Consider the following 15,614-nt stretch of genomic DNA (forward strand, 5'->3'; position numbering starts at 1 on the left):
TCCATATCCGCGTCGTGCCCGAAGAATCACTGACGATCCGGCGTCATGGCAAGCGGACACTGAGCATATTCATGCCTCCTCAACGCGTCGATCGTCCACGTCCGCGCTTCAGCAATAAGTGCGCGACGGTAGTCTCGATGGAATGAGCCCGGGAGCCGCCCACCGTGATCCAACTGCGTGCCGCACGTGAAATCGAGGGTCTTCTGGATGCGGCTTGCGATGTCTGCATTGTCGGGACGGGCCCGGCCGGGAGCACCTTGGCGCGCGAGCTGTCCGGCGGCGGCCTGAGGGTCGTGCTGCTGGAGAGCGGCGGCCTCGACCGGATGGAGAGCGCGGACGCGCTGGACGCCATCGTGAATGTCGGCCGGCCGCGCGCGACCCAGTGGGCCGTCCGGAACCGGATCGTGGGTGGTAGCTCGCACACGTGGGGCGGCCGGTGCGCCCCTTTCGACACCATCGACTTCGAGCAGCGTGCCTGGGTCCCGGAGAGTGGGTGGCCGTTCCAGCGCGACGCACTCGATCCTTATCTCGAGCGGACGGCCAAGTATCTCGGGCTCGCCTACGGCAACCATTTCAGCGACGCGCGCTTCTGGGACCTGTTCGGTTCGCAGCCGGCCTGGTCCGAGCCGGATCCTCGGATGCTCCTGCCCTTCTTCTGGCAGTTCAGCCGCGACGACGCGGAAGCCTATCCGTTCGAGTACACGCGCTTCGGGCGGAAACTGGACGAGAAGTTGGGCCCGAACGTCACGTTGATCAGCGGCGCGACCGTCGTCGCGATCGACGTGAACGGGACGGGCGACAGGGTACAGGGCGTCCAAGTCGCGGCGCCCGACGGCGCGATCGTCAAGCTGCCGGCCCGCCATGTCGTCCTGTGTGCCGGCGGGATCGAGAATGCGCGGCTCCTCCTCGCCTCCGATCATCAGGTCCCGGGCGGCCTCGGCAACAGGTTCGACCGCGTGGGTCGCTACCTGATGGATCACCTGCGCGGGCCGGTCGCGCATTTCGACCCTCACCGATCGCGCGCGCTGCAGCGGCGGTTCGGCCGCTACACCATCGAGGATCGGCTGTTCCGGGGCGGGCTCCGCCTGAGCCCGGACGTCCAGCGAAGTCGTCAGCTCCTGAACAGCGCGGTCTGGCTCGGGGAGACGCTCGCCCCCGACGACCCGGGCGACGCGATCCGGAGGATTCTGGTCGGCAAGCCGCGGGCGAAGGACATCCTGACGCTGACGTCGAACCTGCCGCTGCTCCTGCGCGGCTGCCGGGACCATTTCATCGCGCGCAACGGCTTTCCGCGGAAGCTCTCCGAGCTGAGCCTCGAATGCATGGTCGAGCAGCGGCCGGATCCCGAGAGCCGGGTCATGCTGTCCGATCAGAGGGATCACCTGGGCAGCCGGCTGCCCCTGATCGACTGGCGCAGTCACGAAGATGAAGGCCGCACGATGCGCGAGACGGCGCGGCTCGTCGTCTCCGAGTTCGCCCGCCTGGGCCTGCCCGTGCCCGAGCTGGCAGACTGGGTGCGCGAAGAGGCGCCGATCCCGCTCAGCTTCGTCGATGTCGCCCACCCGACCGGCACCACCCGCATGTCCGACGATGCCGCCAGGGGCGTCGTCGATGCGCGCGGCCAGGTTCACGGGATCGACGGCCTGTTCGTCACGGGAAGTTCGGTGTTCCCGACAGGAGGCCACTGCAATCCCACGCAGATGATCGTCGCTCTGGCGATCCGCCTCGCCGACCTGCTGAAGGTCCGGGAGCAGCGCGACACCGTGGTCCCCGACCTCCGAACGTCTCCGCCCGTCCCGGGCGATCTCCGCGTCCTCGTGACGGGGGCGACGGGGCGGATCGGCCGCATCCTGGTGGAGGACCTGCAGGAACGCGGCTACGCGGTCAGGGCCGTCACGTCCCAGCCCCTGACCGAGGCGCAGCCGCGCACGGGTCGGGTCGAGTGGCGGACCTTCGACTTCACGGCGGATCAGGATTACGCCGGCCTCGTCCACGGCTGCACGGCCGTCATGCATCTCGCCGCCGAGCTCGGGAAGCAGGATCGGATGCAGGCCATCAATGTCGAGGCGACGCGGCGACTGGCCGAAGCCGCCGAGCGGGACGGCGTCCGGGCCTTCTGCTACATGAGCACCGTCTCCGTGTATGGCAGCGGCCGCGCGCGCACCATGACGGAGACGGCGCCGGTTCTCACCAGCAGCGTCGACGTCAAATCCGAATACTGGGCCCTGGACTACGTTCGCGCCTACGGTCGAACGAAGCTCGCCGGCGAAGAGGCCATCAGGCGGATCGCCTCGACCCTTCCCTACGTGATCCTGCGCCCGACGGTGGTCGTCGATCTCCATAATCTCATCGGCTTGCGCGACTGGAGCCTCTCGAAGCGCCTCTTCGCAGCGCATCGGCCCTCCCATCACGTCTACGTCCGGGACGTCACGGACGCGGCGATCTGGACGATGACGCGGTCCCTGACCGGGGCTTGGCCGGCGGGCGAGGTCCAGGTCTTCAATCTCTCCGATCACGAGGCGCGCGATGCGCGGATCGGCGACTTCATGCGGCGGGCGTTCGCGATAAGCCGCGATCCCCGCTTCCGGGTCATCCCGATGCCGGCCCTCGTCGACTGGCTCCACGATTTCCTGCGCAACCGGACGCTGCCCTTGCGCAATCCTCTCTGGAGGATGCGGTTCCCCAACGATCGTCTGCGGCAGGCCGGGTATCGACACCGCTACGGAATGGCCAGGGCCCGCGCCATGGCGCTGGACATCCTGCGAGCGGAAACACGGGAGCGAAACCGGTCCTGAAAGCCGTCAGCCTCACCACAGCGGCGCGCCGCCGGGCACCGGCACGTCCCAGATCATGGCGTCGCCGCGAAAGGGAGGTTCGTGCCGCGAAGTTCTCTCTCACTTGCCACGCCGGAACTCGGAGCCTGAGCCATGACGAAACCTCGCTGGGTACGCCGCGATCTGCTGAAATCGTGCTTCCGGGATCTACCGATCTGCGCGGCCGCGTCCCTGCTGCCGACCAGCCGCTCGAGCGCGGCGATCGACGCCTCCGTGGATCCGACGCAGGGCCGCACGCTCGTCTTCGATGAGCCCTTCGCGGAGATCAACGGACGGATCTGGAATGGCGGACCGAAGGCCACGACTGGGCCGTCCGGTTTCTACGGCCGTTCCGCCTTCGCTCCCCTTGCCGGGGCGGAAGGCTTCAAACCCTACGAGATCGTCGCGGATGCGGAGGCCACGGGCGGCACGGCCCTCCAGATTTCCGCGAAATACATCGGACGCAAGATGAGCGTCGTGAATTACTATGGAAACAACACACCCGACTATCAGTGGATTTCCGGAAATTTGCAGACCGGCAGCCGCAGCGGTGTCGTATCGGTCGGCTGGCGCCAAGGCTATCTCGAAGCGCGGATGAGATTTCCGCGGCATCCGCTCACGTGGCCGGCGTTCTGGCTTCTCAACCGGGATGGCATCACCAATGCCAAACGGAGCATAGAGGTCGATATCGTCGAGCATAAGGGTTTCGAGCCGAAGCTCTACGGCGCGTACCTGCACGAATGGGGGCAGCCCGGCGAGCACAACGAAGGCACCGGCGTTCCCACGCCCGTCGACATGACCGAACAGTACTGCCGGTACGGCGTGCTGATCCAGGACGGTCAATGCATTCCTTATTTCGAGCGCAAGCCAATCATCAATCCTAAGACGAACCAGCTCAATATCTGGACACTCACCCGCGCGTCGGAGATGGAACAAGCCGGCGACGTCTTCTGGCCGCTCCTCACATTGGCGTTGCGGACGGATGTTCCGGCCCCTCAACTGACCGAAGCGCAGAAGCTCACCCATATGCGCGTCGATTACTTTCGCGTGTACGCGTAGCCTCGGACGCCGCGCCGACGAATCCGTGAGGGCGGCGAGGCTCGCGCCCGCGACCTGTTCTCATCGCGGACGGCACACCAAGCGCGTCGCTGCGAATCTGACCTGACCGGCTGGCTTTGGACCGGGCTGATTGAGAGGATCAGCCAGGACCGAAGGCGTCGGACATGCGGCGAGGTCAGAAGACGAGCGGGGAGCAGGTCGTGCTGAAGCTGCGCCTGATCGAACGCTGGCCGAGCGCTACGGCATCGACCTGAAAGCCGTGGCGAAGTGGAAGACGCGCACGTCCGTCCTCGATCAGCGTACTGGGCCGAAGGAGCGGCATTCGACCGTGCTGTCGGTCGAGCTACGAGGCTATCAGCAAAGCCTGGGCCGCAGAATCAGAGCACTTCAGGCTCGACCCGCTCCACCAAAAGCCGGGACCAAACACGCTCTCGTCGCGAGTTCAGAGACTTCGTGGGTTGGTCGTCCGACAGTCGTCAGCGGGAAAGGGCATTGCCCCGGCATCCGCTAAGCACTTGATTTGAGTGGCGCGCCCGAAAGGATTCGAACCTCTGACCCCCAGATTCGTAGATTGGGGCCGGGCGCTGGAAATATTCAAGATCTCTGCAAACCGGGCACTCGCCAGCCTGTTATGGATCAAGGGGTTAGCACCCCTGTTGCAAACCAAAATCCGAGCCTGCTGAAGCCGAAAAACGAGAACGCCGCCCCGGGGGTCGGATCCCGGAACGGCGCTGAGAAGGTCGGCTCCCGCAAAGAAACCGTACACAGGGATAGGGCCGAACACCGGGCCCTGGCAAGCGCCCTGACGGCGGTCCTCGACTGCCGCGGCATGGTGTTGACCGTGGTCGCCGGGCGCGCCGAGGCGCGGGCCTTTCTCCGAGGAGGCCGGGCATGATTCGCCGCGACCTCGCCCCCATCATCGCCCGCGTCCTGGTCGAGAATCCGCCAGAGCTGATGAGCACCCGGGGCACGGTGCATTGGATCTGGCGGACTTGGCCCGATTGCACCACCGAGGAAGCGCTGCGCGCAATCGAGATTGCCGACGAGCTCCTCGCCGTGGACCGCATGGTGCAGGAGGCCTGATCGATGGCAGCCGTGACGCTCCTCCAGAAATGGCAGCTGCTGCAGGCGATCCTCGCGGACGCGGATCTGTCCGCCACGGCGAAGCTGGTGGCGGCCCGGCTGCTCTACCATCACAGCGCGCAGACGGGCCGCTGCTCGCCGTCATATCAGACGATCGCCGACGGCGTGGCCCTGAAGCGTCGATCGGTGATCTATGCCGTGCAGGAGCTGGAGGCCGGCAGCTGGGTATCGCTGGCACGGGTCAAAGGGGGCGATCCGGCGGCGGCGCAGGGCTTCGTCACGAACGGCTTCGTCATCAATTTTGACCGTGTCGACGAGGCACCCCCGGTGCATGGTGATGCACTCCCCCCCGGTGCACCGCCATGCACTCCCCCCGGTGCACCGCCATGCACCCCCGGAGTGCACGGTGATGCACTCCCCCCGGTGCACGGTGGTGCACCCAACTCAGGGAAAGATACAGGGAAAGGAAACAGGGAAGAGTCTCCCCCTACCCCCTCGCCCTTCGACGAGTGGTGGGAGACGTACCCGCGGCGCGATGGAAAGATCGCCGCCCGGAAGGCTTTCGATCGGGTCCTGAAAAACCGACAGGCCACGGTCGAGGAGCTAATCGCCGGAGCCCAGCGCTACGCCACTGCCCGGGCTGGCCAGGATCCCAAGTTCACGAAGGTCCCGACCACGTGGCTGAACGGCGGCCATTGGGCCGACGAGCCGGCGCCGCCAAGCCGATTCCAGCCGGGCCACACACCCTCACCCGCAAACGACCGGCCCAGCGCCACGGCCTACCTCCTGGCGCGCAGAGCTCGGAGATTAGGCCATGGCTGACCGCAAGCGCCAGACCAGCGAAGTCGTCCCGTTGGAGCGTCGCGCCGTCGATCGATCAAACTTGCCAGCCCTGCTGCACGTCGAGCGGCTGCTGCGCCGGAACGAGCGGGGAATCACGCGGACCTTCATCCCAGCTTTGCGGGCCACGCCCTCAGATGCCTCGCCCGAAATGCGGGCCCTTTGCGATCAGGTCTGCCGAGAGGCGCTCAGCGAGATGCTCGCCGGTGCCGCGCCGATGCCTGCTCTGCGAGCGATCGGCGACGCACTCGACGAGGCCTTAGCGGCAGAGCCCGACGAGGGCGTGATCGAGGCCTGCTTGGCTGCCTTGATCGATACCCGGGTGAAGCTGCCCCACAACCTCCCCGTCTACCTCGAGGCGCTGATCTACGACCTGAGGGACGAGGGCTTCCCGCCCGCCGTGGTGGCCGCAGCGTGCCAGCGGATCCGCCGTGAGAGCGTGTTCTTGCCGGAGATCAGCGAAGTCCTGGCCACCTGTCGTGAGACGCTGGCACGCTACCGTGAGCAGCAGGTCCGCGTCGTCCAGGCGCTGGAGACCCGGCGGAAGGCCGAGGCTTGGCTGGCCGATCTAACCAAGTCCGGATCCGAGATTCATGATGGGGCAGGCCGATGATCCACAGTCTTTGATCAGCACGGAGCCGGACAACCATTTCCGATCGTAAACCAGCACTGAGCGTGTGCGTGGAATCTACCGTCCGTTCCGCACCTGAGGACGTTACAGGATGCCTTCCCGCAGGCTCCAGTGCAGATACTGCCCGGATTGAAGTGCTGCCCGTACTGTCCACCGCAGAAAACGTCTTGTGCTTGCCTCATCCGCCTCAGCGCCTCGGCGTGCCCCGTCGTAGTAAGAAGACTTAGTATCAGCATCGCAGCCGGAGCTACTCGGATCATGAGCAATCATCCCCCCGTAATCAGCGTGCATCGGAGCGCAAAAGGTCGATCGACTCAAGCCTCTTGTAAAAAGCTTTCGCCCCCCGAGGGCGGGTCGAAACTCGCCAGCCTAGGGGTTGGCGACCGGATGGGATCTCATCCGCGCAAAAAATTCTTGGCTCGGATTTTTTGAGCCGAAAACGCGATTTCACTCCAAAAACTCAGCGCGTCTGACCAAGCGCCACCGGAGACGACCCTGATGCTGACCGAGGACCTGTCCGACATGCCCCTGCATCGCGAGATGCGGGATGTTTTCCGAAGGATGATCGCTGATGGCGCCGATCCGCTCGACGTGGCCGAGGCCGCGCTCGCTGTCGGCGGCGCCCTGGCGGTCAGCATCGAGGGGCAGATCCGAGCCGGATCGAAGCTCTACGCCGCCGGCGCCGCGCTGCTGTCCGCAGCCGGAGAAGCCTCGCCGCCGCGACATTGACGGAACCGATCGCTCGCCGTAGAAATTTAGCTATCGTCTATCGCGGTGCGATGCGATCCTCGCGTGAAGGGCCGGTGTGAGACTGGCGTGGATGCGGGTAGACCTTCCGGTTACCGGAGTGAGTCCGGGCTTGGTGAAGGGCAGAACTCGACGGGCGTGAGCCCTCGTTTTGTCGCGCTGGAAGGCTGATGGGCTCGCCCTGATCCTCTGGCTTCCCGAGTTGAACCTGCCCGGCACGGGTGGGATCGTCCGTGAGGACCGCATGTTCACCCGAAACACCTCCCGACACTTCGGACTTGCCGGGCTGGCGATCGCCTGCCTCGTCCTCCTCGCCATGCCCGACGCCCACGCGGCGACGCTGGCGCATCACGCAACGCACCTGGTCGGCCTGTCGCCCGTCGATCTCGTCGCCGCTTCGTTCGGCCTCACCGCCGCGCACCGCGAGTACGGCCGGAAGGATGCCGGCGGCGGTGGCGACCCCGGCCTTGCGCAGATCCAGGGCGAGATGACCCGAATCCTCGGCGAGGTGAAGGGCTTCGCTGAGAAGTCCAAGCAGCGGATCGAGGAGCAAGACTCCCGGCTCCTCGACGTCGAGCAGAAGCTCGCGCGCCGCAGCGGTCCGGGCGGCACCGCGCCGCAGGACGAGAGCTGGGGCAACAAGCTCACCGAGAGCGAGGGCTTCAAGGGCTTCGTCTCCGGCGGCCTGCGAGGCACCGCCCGCGTCGAGGTGAAGGCCCTGACATCGGCGACCGGCTCCGGTGGCGCCCTCGTCACTCCGGCCCGTCAGCCCGGCATCGTCGCCCTGCCACAGCGGCCGATGACGGTCCGCGGACTGCTCGCCCCGGGCGAGACCGAGAGCAACCTGGTCCAGTTCGTCCGGCAGACCTTGCGGACCAACAACGCCGCCCCGGTGGCCGAAGGCGCGCTGAAGCCGGAATCGGTGATCAGCTACGAGGAGGCCGAGGCCGCGGTGCGCACGATCGCGCACTGGATTCCGATCTCGCGGCAGCTCTTCGACGACGTGCCCGCGCTGCGCTCCACTCTCGACGGCGAACTCGTCTACGGCCTGGACGAGGCCGAGGAGCGTCAGCTCCTGCTCGGCGACGGCACCGGCCAGAACCTGCTCGGCCTGCTGCCGCAGGCGACCGCCTTCGACACGGCCCTGCTGACGAGTATCGCGAGCCCGACGCGGGCCGACACCCTGCTGATGGCGATCGGGCAGGCCGAGAAGTCCCTGCTGCCGGCCACCGGCATGGTGCTCAACACCATGGACTGGATCCGCATGGTGGCCATGAAGGACACCACCGGCCAGTACATCGGGAGCGGTCCCTTCGGTCCGGAGCAGCTGCGTCGGGTGTGGGGACTGCCCACCGCCGTAACGCCGGTGATGCCTGAGGGCCGGTTCCTGGTCGGTTCGTTCGCGGTGGCCGCCCAGATCTTCGATCGGATGGATGCCGAGGTGCTCGTCTCCAGTGAGGACCGGGACAACTTCATCCGCAATATGCTCACCGCCCGTGCCGAAAAGCGCCTAGCGCTGGCGGTGAAGCGGTCGCAGGCCCTGATCACCGGCAGCTTCCCGGCTCCGGCTCAGAGCTGACGCCTTCCTGCCGGGGCGTGCATACCCGGCGCGGACCACTCGCAGGTGTCCGAGAGAACAGCGAGAGCCGGCGGCCCGAGTGAGTACGGGCGCGGCCGGCACCCCCATTCCGTTCAGCGCCCCGGCGCTGATGCCCCGGCCGGACCGCGGATGTACCGGCCGGTCGGGGCGACCATCTTAGAAGCCTGTGCCTTGCCCGCAGCTGTTGGATCCGGCGTGCTCGGCGAGATCGGCCTGCCGCCCTGGCGGCGGCCGCGGCGGCCGCGCTGATCAAGGCGCAGGCTGCCATGCCAGAGCGCTACCTTGGCGCCTTCGTCCAGATCACGACCATCCGTGGGGCCCGGATCAAAACGCGCATCATGCGGCGGTTCGAGGATCAGTGCGAGCTGTGGCAGACGAGCGCCGAGGAGCTGTTTCGCGCGATCGAATAGTAGCTTACGCTCGTCGGCCGCGCGCAGGAAGGGTATATCGATCGGCAGTCCGCCTCACGGCGCGCAGAGTATACATCCTCACTTATCCGACCTCCCCTTTAACTTGCGCGAAGTCGAGCCACGCCTCTCCTTGTGGATGATATCGGCTGAATTAGCGCCAGAACCTGCGTTACGGCGCGTCTTCCCAAGACCCAAACTAAGAGCGAGCGCCGACCGCTGCTCGGAATAGCTTTGTGCCGTCATGGGGTAGTCCTTTGGGAGTCCCCATTTCGCTCGATAATCATCCGGTGTGAGACCCCGTATCGTGAGGTGCCTACGGAGCGTCTTGTAGGATCTACCATCCTCAAAGCTGATCAGCGCGTCAGTAGTAACCGACTTCCGAACCTCTGCGCGGGTAAGTTTCCGAGGGCTCTCAGTCGCCACATCTAAATTTGGCGCACAAACATCACAGAACGTCTTGTGCACAGAGGCAAGCAATCCAGCCAGTTCGCCTGCCGGCACAGGATTGTTGGCCACGTAGCTCGCAACAACATTTGCGGTCATGTCAACAAGTCCAACAACCTTATCAAACCAACGGCAAGATAAAGTCCAGTCATTACCAAGTTCGTCATAAGTTCTTATTTCGACTGTATCACCGTCTATCCAATAACGAATGCAACCCGTCCTGGCGGCGCGCCTTCTCCAATCTGTTTTTTTCTTCCTATCAAGTGAAAAGTATATACTCTGGATCTCGCCGCAGGCAAATCCTCGTAGTTCTGCCTTCGTCTCCGGGAGGCCGTAGATCATCAGACACCCCATGTGCTCGCGAAATTAAAATTGCCTATTGATTTAGCCGAAAAACACTATTCAGACTAGATCTAAGCTCCGATGCAAGAATCGTATTAAGCGCCTTTTGTTTCAACCCACCACTCTCCGCCAGTGGACCCATGGTGATGTCGATCTCCTGGGTCCGATCTCGAGTCGCGGATAGGAATGGTGAATTACTCGTGTTAGCCGAAAATTCCACGAGCTTCCACGACGGTGTATAATTGCCTGTCGAAACAATCTGAAATTTGATGTTATGCGCTATCACACCTTGAGTAGCGAAAGAATTTTTCTGATCGAGGTTGCCCTGCTTAAACACCTGAAGCTTCACGATCGCTCGAAACCATTCGTGAAATTTCAAGTCACTAGATAAGAACAAAGTTCCGCTCGCGTTTTTAGTGATACAATCCGTTTGCTCTAACTCTTTACGACTCGGAAACCGGCCACCATAAGCCAAATCAGCTATCGTGTAAAATATATGTAGTTTGTCTACTCGGTTTGCTTGCGAAGAGACCTGAGCTCCTAGAGATTGCGCCTGCGATTGAGATGCTTTTCCGATTATCCCTCCGGGATACCTGGCGACACCGTCCAAGATCGGAGGAGTAAAGGAGATAGACGGGTTGAAACTACTCTTCTCATCAATTGTGAACGTCAGAAACACATCTACACCCCAGCCTTTTTCAAAGAAATCGAGCTGCCGTGGCAATGGCCCATCCGCGGCTGTCGCTTTGTCATTCAAGATCTCCGTCTGAAATGCCCTTCTAAGCTCACACTTCACCTGCTGGACTACTAGTGAAAGCTTATCGTCAGTGTCGCCACTGGCGCCCCAGAACTCCTGAATGGAGGGAGTATAAGTGCCGCACCCGGATGCCAATACCGTTATCAATGCGGCGGACATATGTCTGAATATTTTACCCAACATGACCGGGCACCTTGTGCAACGCAGATCATTCAGTGCGCTGCACGCTATAACTGTATCCAGCATAGACAATGCTTAGTTTGATTCGCCCACCGATAAATTGCACTGTTGCGGCGATAGCACGGCACAGCCTTTTTGATCATAGGCAGGCAGCTTGTTCGCGTCGTCATAGGTCGTGATCCGCCCGAGTGAGCAGAGTTGCCGCCGTCAGTCGTCGCGCAGCTGACTAGGCGTTCGGCACCTTCGACGGGCCGATCGCCGGCATGGCGGACTTCATGACGGTTTCGCACGACAGCCAGGCGCTCGCTGTCTGAGCTGTGTGCGCGGCGCGCCTGGAGCCGCCGCGCCTGGCCGTGGCCGGCCTACCTAGTCAGCAGCGCAGCGCCGCGATGGCGTAGCCCAGAAGGGTCCTCGCCCGTGCCTGAGCATGTCGCAAAGGATTGTTTCGCAGATCAGGCCGAAGCGGGCTGCTATGCGCACCTGATCGCGCAGGCCGAAGAGTGGCTGCCTTGGTTGCAGCAGGGCGCGAAGATGGCGGTCGAGGGCTACATCCCGAGCCTTCGCGCCGGGCTCTATGGCAAGACCGAACCGCGGATGAGAGCGAGCCTCCAGCGCCTGTTGAAGGTCGGCTACGGCTCGCGACACAAGGATGGCGCGACGGCGCTCGATGCCGATCAGCGGTTTATGCTGCGCCTCGGCTTCGAGGCCATAGCGCTGCCGGCGATGGAAGCCGCCCTGGCGGCCGTAGGCGTCGCAGCGGCCTTCAACGATGCTGCGGCTGCCTTGGACGGTCTGAACGCCGCCCTGGTGCATCTCTCGCGATCCGCAGCGCCGCCGACCGCCCCCCGCGTCCTGGCCGCGGGGCCCGCGCCGGCACGTCGACCGCTCCGGCCGGAGGATTTCGGCTGCCTGCCCATCGGGCGGCCCTGACCCAGATCCGCCGGCCTCGCATGGTCACGGCGGACGCCCAGCCGGCGGAGGCTATCACCGGCAGTCGGCAGCTCTATCCAGGGGCTGAGCCAACCCCTCCTCAGAGTCATGAGTGCCGGCGGTCCCTCTCACCGCGGCCAGGGGGAAACGGCTGCCTAGTGAGACAGCTGGAATCAGCGGAACCCTTGCGAAGACGGCTTCGAAAAGCTCACCGTGATCGAGCTTGGCTCCATTTCATTCCAGATCGTCCGCCGTTGACGCGATTCAGTCGGAAAGACGATCGATCCGAGCAGGGGCGAGCTACTGCCGTTTTGGCTCCGATAGTATCGCCGGGTGCATGTAGCGCAGATAATGACATGCGATGGCGGATAAACCAGCGTACCCGCCATCGCAGCACCGACAGTCAAAAATTCTAACTTAACAATGCGGCCGCTCTTGACTCGTAATAAGCAAGCTCACGAGTCCCCGCAATTTTTGCGATCGATGCATTCCCGCTTATAAAGCGCTGTGCTTTCTTCAGGTATTTCATCTCTGTATCATCGCGCCCCTGCAGACGCCAAGACAAAGAGCTATGCCTAAACAATTTCGACAAATTCTGTATATCTCCCTTAATCTCAAAATCATCCCACAACAGGTCGTGGCACTTATTGAATAATATCGAAAGATTTTCATTGAATAAATAGTGATAGGCTACAATCATCCCGGATTGATCGCCGTGATCAAGTCGACCCTTTTCTTTGAACGAAATTTCAGCCAACTGCATGCTAGCTCTTAGTCTGGTATAAAAGCCCTTCTTTGTTGAAGTATTTGAGATTACCGACTCAAGTATCTTTATTTTCGCGGCAACATCTTCCTTCGACTCGCGAGCTAGGGTGAGCGCTATTTCGTCAGCAACCCTGTTGGCGTCATTTTTACGGCAGAAGTTACCTAGGATGCGCAATTTGCGTGTGCGCTCTGGCGAAGGGGGCTGCATCTCCAGCAATACACTCCTTGCCTGCCAAGCAAACGGGTTTTGTCGGTCTATCGACAGTATACGCTCACCAACAGACTTTGCTTGATCCTCGTCGCGCAGAACTTGATAGCACAATAACAGATCGACTAAGGCGCTTTGTTTGCCGTTATTATCAAAATCCTCGAGATCCAAATCAACAAGTATGTCGCGAGAGCGTTCCAGCTCACCGATCATTCGAAGGGCCTGAGCATGCAGAGCCTTGAGAGCATTCCTTCTTTGATCGAAGCCGTGCTCAGGTACTATCGAGAAATAGTCGTCCAGAAAAACCGCGGCACTCCAAAAATGATCCCCCCTTATCAGGGCGCGAGTATAGGAAGTTGCCAGACTTAAAGCGGCTCCTGTCTCACGCTCACCACCGAAATCTCGGGCATCTTTGAGTGCGCGAATTGCAATAGCATTCGCGTTCTGAATTTCCGAACTTCCGCAATGCGGGTTGTCAAAGCGGTACGCTGGTGGCGGCCTGAAATTTCCACTCTCCCATTCGCTGCCGAAATAGAGTTCGGCCGCCCTGCGATTCATTGACTGATATTCTTCATCGCTGAGCATATCTCGTACGCGTTCGCGTATGAGGCGCGGCGCGAGCAAGACTTTAGATGTTTCTCCCGATCGGCCCAAGCCGACTAGATGCGTTGTCGTAGACTCTATCAGTGAGAGCTTCAATAACTCGGTAGCGTTCTGCGGATAGAAGGCGTGAGATCCACGAAATCTGGCAATTCTCGACAGTTGCTCACCGCGCGGAAAGATACTTAGAACTTTTAATAACTCATAGGAGCGCTGGGATACGTGATTCGCAGACTCTTTTAAATCTTTCAAGACTCTTACGAGGGTTGCGGTCTCGTCCGAAGGAGCAGAAGCAAGAGCCTCGCTCACAAGATCGCTATTCGAATTTATGAGTTCAGATAGGGGGACAACTTCAAGCTCTTCTAGCGCGGAGTCGAGGCGAACCGGCACACCGTCAGTATGTCTTAGCAGAGTTTGCAGTGATCCAAGAAGACACAGCTCGGAAAACTCTCCTTTTTTCGCAATAACATAGCCTCGCAAATCAACTGCGTCGAATTCTCGAAGTTGAACAGAGGTGCTTTTGGCTCGAACCGGCACAGATCTTGATCTAAGCAAAATCTTTAATTCTTGACAATATTCTAGCGCGATTTTGCACAGATGTTCAAGCCGCTCTTCCGTATTGAGTTCTCCGGGCGGCGGCAACTTTCCAGCATCAACGTCATCGAATATAAGTATACATCGGCCTAGCTCGGCTAGTTGGTCAATCAGACGTTCAACACTAAAGCCATACAGCTCCTTGAGCGATGAAGACAACTGCTCACGATCTGCAAAATCAGGTATACTGAGCTTAAAGGTCGGCGTGTTAGACCGATCTTCCTTATCCAACAAGGAAGATATGAATTCATCTGCGCCCATGCCCCATTCAGATACTATCCAGCACATCCGATCGCGGACCAAAGCCCGCTTAACTCTGTGTTGATCGAGTTTCCGAACGGTATCGTGCGCAGGATCATGTGCGAGATGGTACTTTAGGACGCCAATCGCGGTCTCAGCTACGGTCGCGGCCTTTTCGGTCGGCTCATCCTCGGCAGTAACGACAGCCGCTGCGCTTGGAGCCACAAGACGCGGCGTAGCGACCTGTCGATCGAATAACAGGATGCTCTCACGCTCTAGTTCAAATCTATAATCTGGTATGATTCGGTTAGTACCAGATCCTGAGCGGTTAAGCGTCCGCGGCCACATACGCAACGATCGATGCCCGTCAGTTTCTTGAAGACGAAACAACGAATATCCGTGAGCCCGGTTGGTTTTGCCATCGGCAAGATATTCTAAGCCGAACAAAGAGGGCCCTTGGATGCTCACCTTGTGTGATGACCCAAATGTTGAGATCGAACTTGCTTCAGGGTCATGCATATGCCCATAAAGATGCGCGTCAAATCGCCCTGGCGGATTGATTTCGCTTTCCCAGACTGGGGTAACATTAGGGTGCAGCCAGCTAACTGGTTGGTGTGTCACCAGGATATTTGAATGGTTGGCATCACACCAAGATCTCGGATCACCGTTGGTGATCTCCTGCAGTTGCCGCAGCTCAAGTGAAAGCTTGCCACGCAAATCACCGGCTGAGAACTGTAGCCAAGTCGAGTTTAGTCCTATCAAGCCGATCCGACATCCGTCCTTGATTAGGATGGCCGCTTGATCGCCCGGCAGGATGCCCTTTGTACCTCCGATAGTGGGCACCCCAGATCCCGCAATTTGTTTGTCTGACCATGCGGTATAACTGGAAAACAACCCTTTAAGTTTTTCGAAGTACCCAAACTCGTTCTTCCAAAACTCAATCTGTATCGCCGGATCATCCCACCATCGGCTGATATTCAGAAAATCTGGATCTCGCGCTGCAGGTCGTGCGATATCGTGATTGCCGGGCACGTGGAATAACGAAGGATTGCAGCCTAGTGAGACAAATTTCTCCCAAAGCTCGCTCAGAATTTGGTCAAGTCTTTCGAACTCGTCCTGTATTCCTCTTTGGACAAGATCTCCAGAGAATATCACGAGATCTATATCTGAAACATTTTCTCTAATGCGCGCGATATCATCGAATAGCGCATGCTTCACCGTTGGCCAGAGCCATTTTTGCTCAGTCATCCCGACGTGTAGATCGGTTAGATGAAGCCAAGAAACATCAATTTGCGGCATTTACATCTCTTGAGCCTGTGGACCAGAGATCTAGGGCGAATTTCCGCTACGTCAGTAGGCGGGGCGCTCTAG

Annotated in this window: 12 protein-coding genes; 9 read left to right on the top strand and 3 right to left on the bottom strand. The window is 60.8% G+C overall.

Annotated features, from left to right (window positions below; translation table 11 throughout):
• Positions 1–164: 164 nt before the first annotated feature.
• The 8 genes from ACQKQD_RS12865 (at position 165) to ACQKQD_RS12900 (ending at position 9,183) form a co-directional block, all read left to right on the top strand.
• The gene (locus ACQKQD_RS12865; protein WP_427508539.1) at positions 165–2,795 is read left to right on the top strand and encodes an FAD-dependent oxidoreductase; all 2,631 of its coding nucleotides are present in this window, start codon (positions 165–167) and stop codon (positions 2,793–2,795) included.
• Positions 2,796–2,927: 132 nt separating this feature from the next.
• A complete protein-coding gene (locus ACQKQD_RS12870; RefSeq protein WP_427508540.1) occupies positions 2,928–3,872 on the top strand; it encodes a glycoside hydrolase family 16 protein in 945 nt (314 codons plus the stop codon).
• An 891-nt stretch (positions 3,873–4,763) separates the two neighbouring features.
• The gene (locus ACQKQD_RS12875) at positions 4,764–4,955 is read left to right on the top strand and encodes a hypothetical protein (RefSeq protein ID WP_427508541.1); all 192 of its coding nucleotides are present in this window, start codon (positions 4,764–4,766) and stop codon (positions 4,953–4,955) included.
• Positions 4,956–4,958: 3 nt separating this feature from the next.
• Positions 4,959–5,777, top strand: a complete 819-nt coding sequence (locus ACQKQD_RS12880) for a helix-turn-helix domain-containing protein (RefSeq protein WP_427508542.1) — start codon at positions 4,959–4,961, stop codon at positions 5,775–5,777.
• The gene (locus ACQKQD_RS12885; RefSeq protein WP_427508543.1) at positions 5,770–6,408 is read left to right on the top strand and encodes a hypothetical protein; all 639 of its coding nucleotides are present in this window, start codon (positions 5,770–5,772) and stop codon (positions 6,406–6,408) included. Before ACQKQD_RS12880 ends, ACQKQD_RS12885 begins: the two co-directional genes overlap by 8 nt.
• A gap of 516 nt (positions 6,409–6,924) precedes the next feature.
• The gene (locus tag ACQKQD_RS12890) at positions 6,925–7,155 is read left to right on the top strand and encodes a hypothetical protein (RefSeq protein ID WP_427508544.1); all 231 of its coding nucleotides are present in this window, start codon (positions 6,925–6,927) and stop codon (positions 7,153–7,155) included.
• A 169-nt stretch (positions 7,156–7,324) separates the two neighbouring features.
• Positions 7,325–8,752, top strand: coding sequence for a phage major capsid protein (locus ACQKQD_RS12895; RefSeq protein WP_427508545.1), 1,428 nt, complete (start codon positions 7,325–7,327; stop codon positions 8,750–8,752).
• Between the two features lie 287 nt (positions 8,753–9,039).
• The gene (locus ACQKQD_RS12900; protein ID WP_427508546.1) at positions 9,040–9,183 is read left to right on the top strand and encodes a hypothetical protein; all 144 of its coding nucleotides are present in this window, start codon (positions 9,040–9,042) and stop codon (positions 9,181–9,183) included.
• 78 nt (positions 9,184–9,261) lie between these two features.
• Here ACQKQD_RS12900 and ACQKQD_RS12905 read toward each other — a convergent pair whose 3' ends face one another.
• Together ACQKQD_RS12905 and ACQKQD_RS12910 are read right to left on the bottom strand one after the other, a co-directional pair.
• The gene (locus ACQKQD_RS12905) at positions 9,262–9,726 is read right to left on the bottom strand and encodes a MucR family transcriptional regulator (RefSeq protein ID WP_427508609.1); all 465 of its coding nucleotides are present in this window, start codon (positions 9,724–9,726) and stop codon (positions 9,262–9,264) included.
• 277 nt (positions 9,727–10,003) lie between these two features.
• Complete coding sequence (locus tag ACQKQD_RS12910; RefSeq protein WP_427508547.1) at positions 10,004–10,726, bottom strand: hypothetical protein; 723 nt, start codon at positions 10,724–10,726, stop codon at positions 10,004–10,006.
• 597 nt (positions 10,727–11,323) lie between these two features.
• On the opposite strand from ACQKQD_RS12910, the gene ACQKQD_RS12915 reads away from it, so the two are divergent.
• Entirely contained in the window at positions 11,324–11,836 is a 513-nt protein-coding gene (locus tag ACQKQD_RS12915) for a hypothetical protein (RefSeq protein WP_427508548.1), read from the top strand.
• A gap of 412 nt (positions 11,837–12,248) precedes the next feature.
• On the opposite strand, the gene ACQKQD_RS12920 is transcribed toward ACQKQD_RS12915, so the two are convergent.
• Complete coding sequence (locus ACQKQD_RS12920; protein WP_427508549.1) at positions 12,249–15,542, bottom strand: metallophosphoesterase family protein; 3,294 nt, start codon at positions 15,540–15,542, stop codon at positions 12,249–12,251.
• Positions 15,543–15,614: the final 72 nt, after the last annotated feature.

It is taken from the genome of Methylobacterium sp. NPDC080182, from assembly GCF_050281105.1.
In the GTDB taxonomy this organism is placed as follows: domain Bacteria; phylum Pseudomonadota; class Alphaproteobacteria; order Rhizobiales; family Beijerinckiaceae; genus Methylobacterium.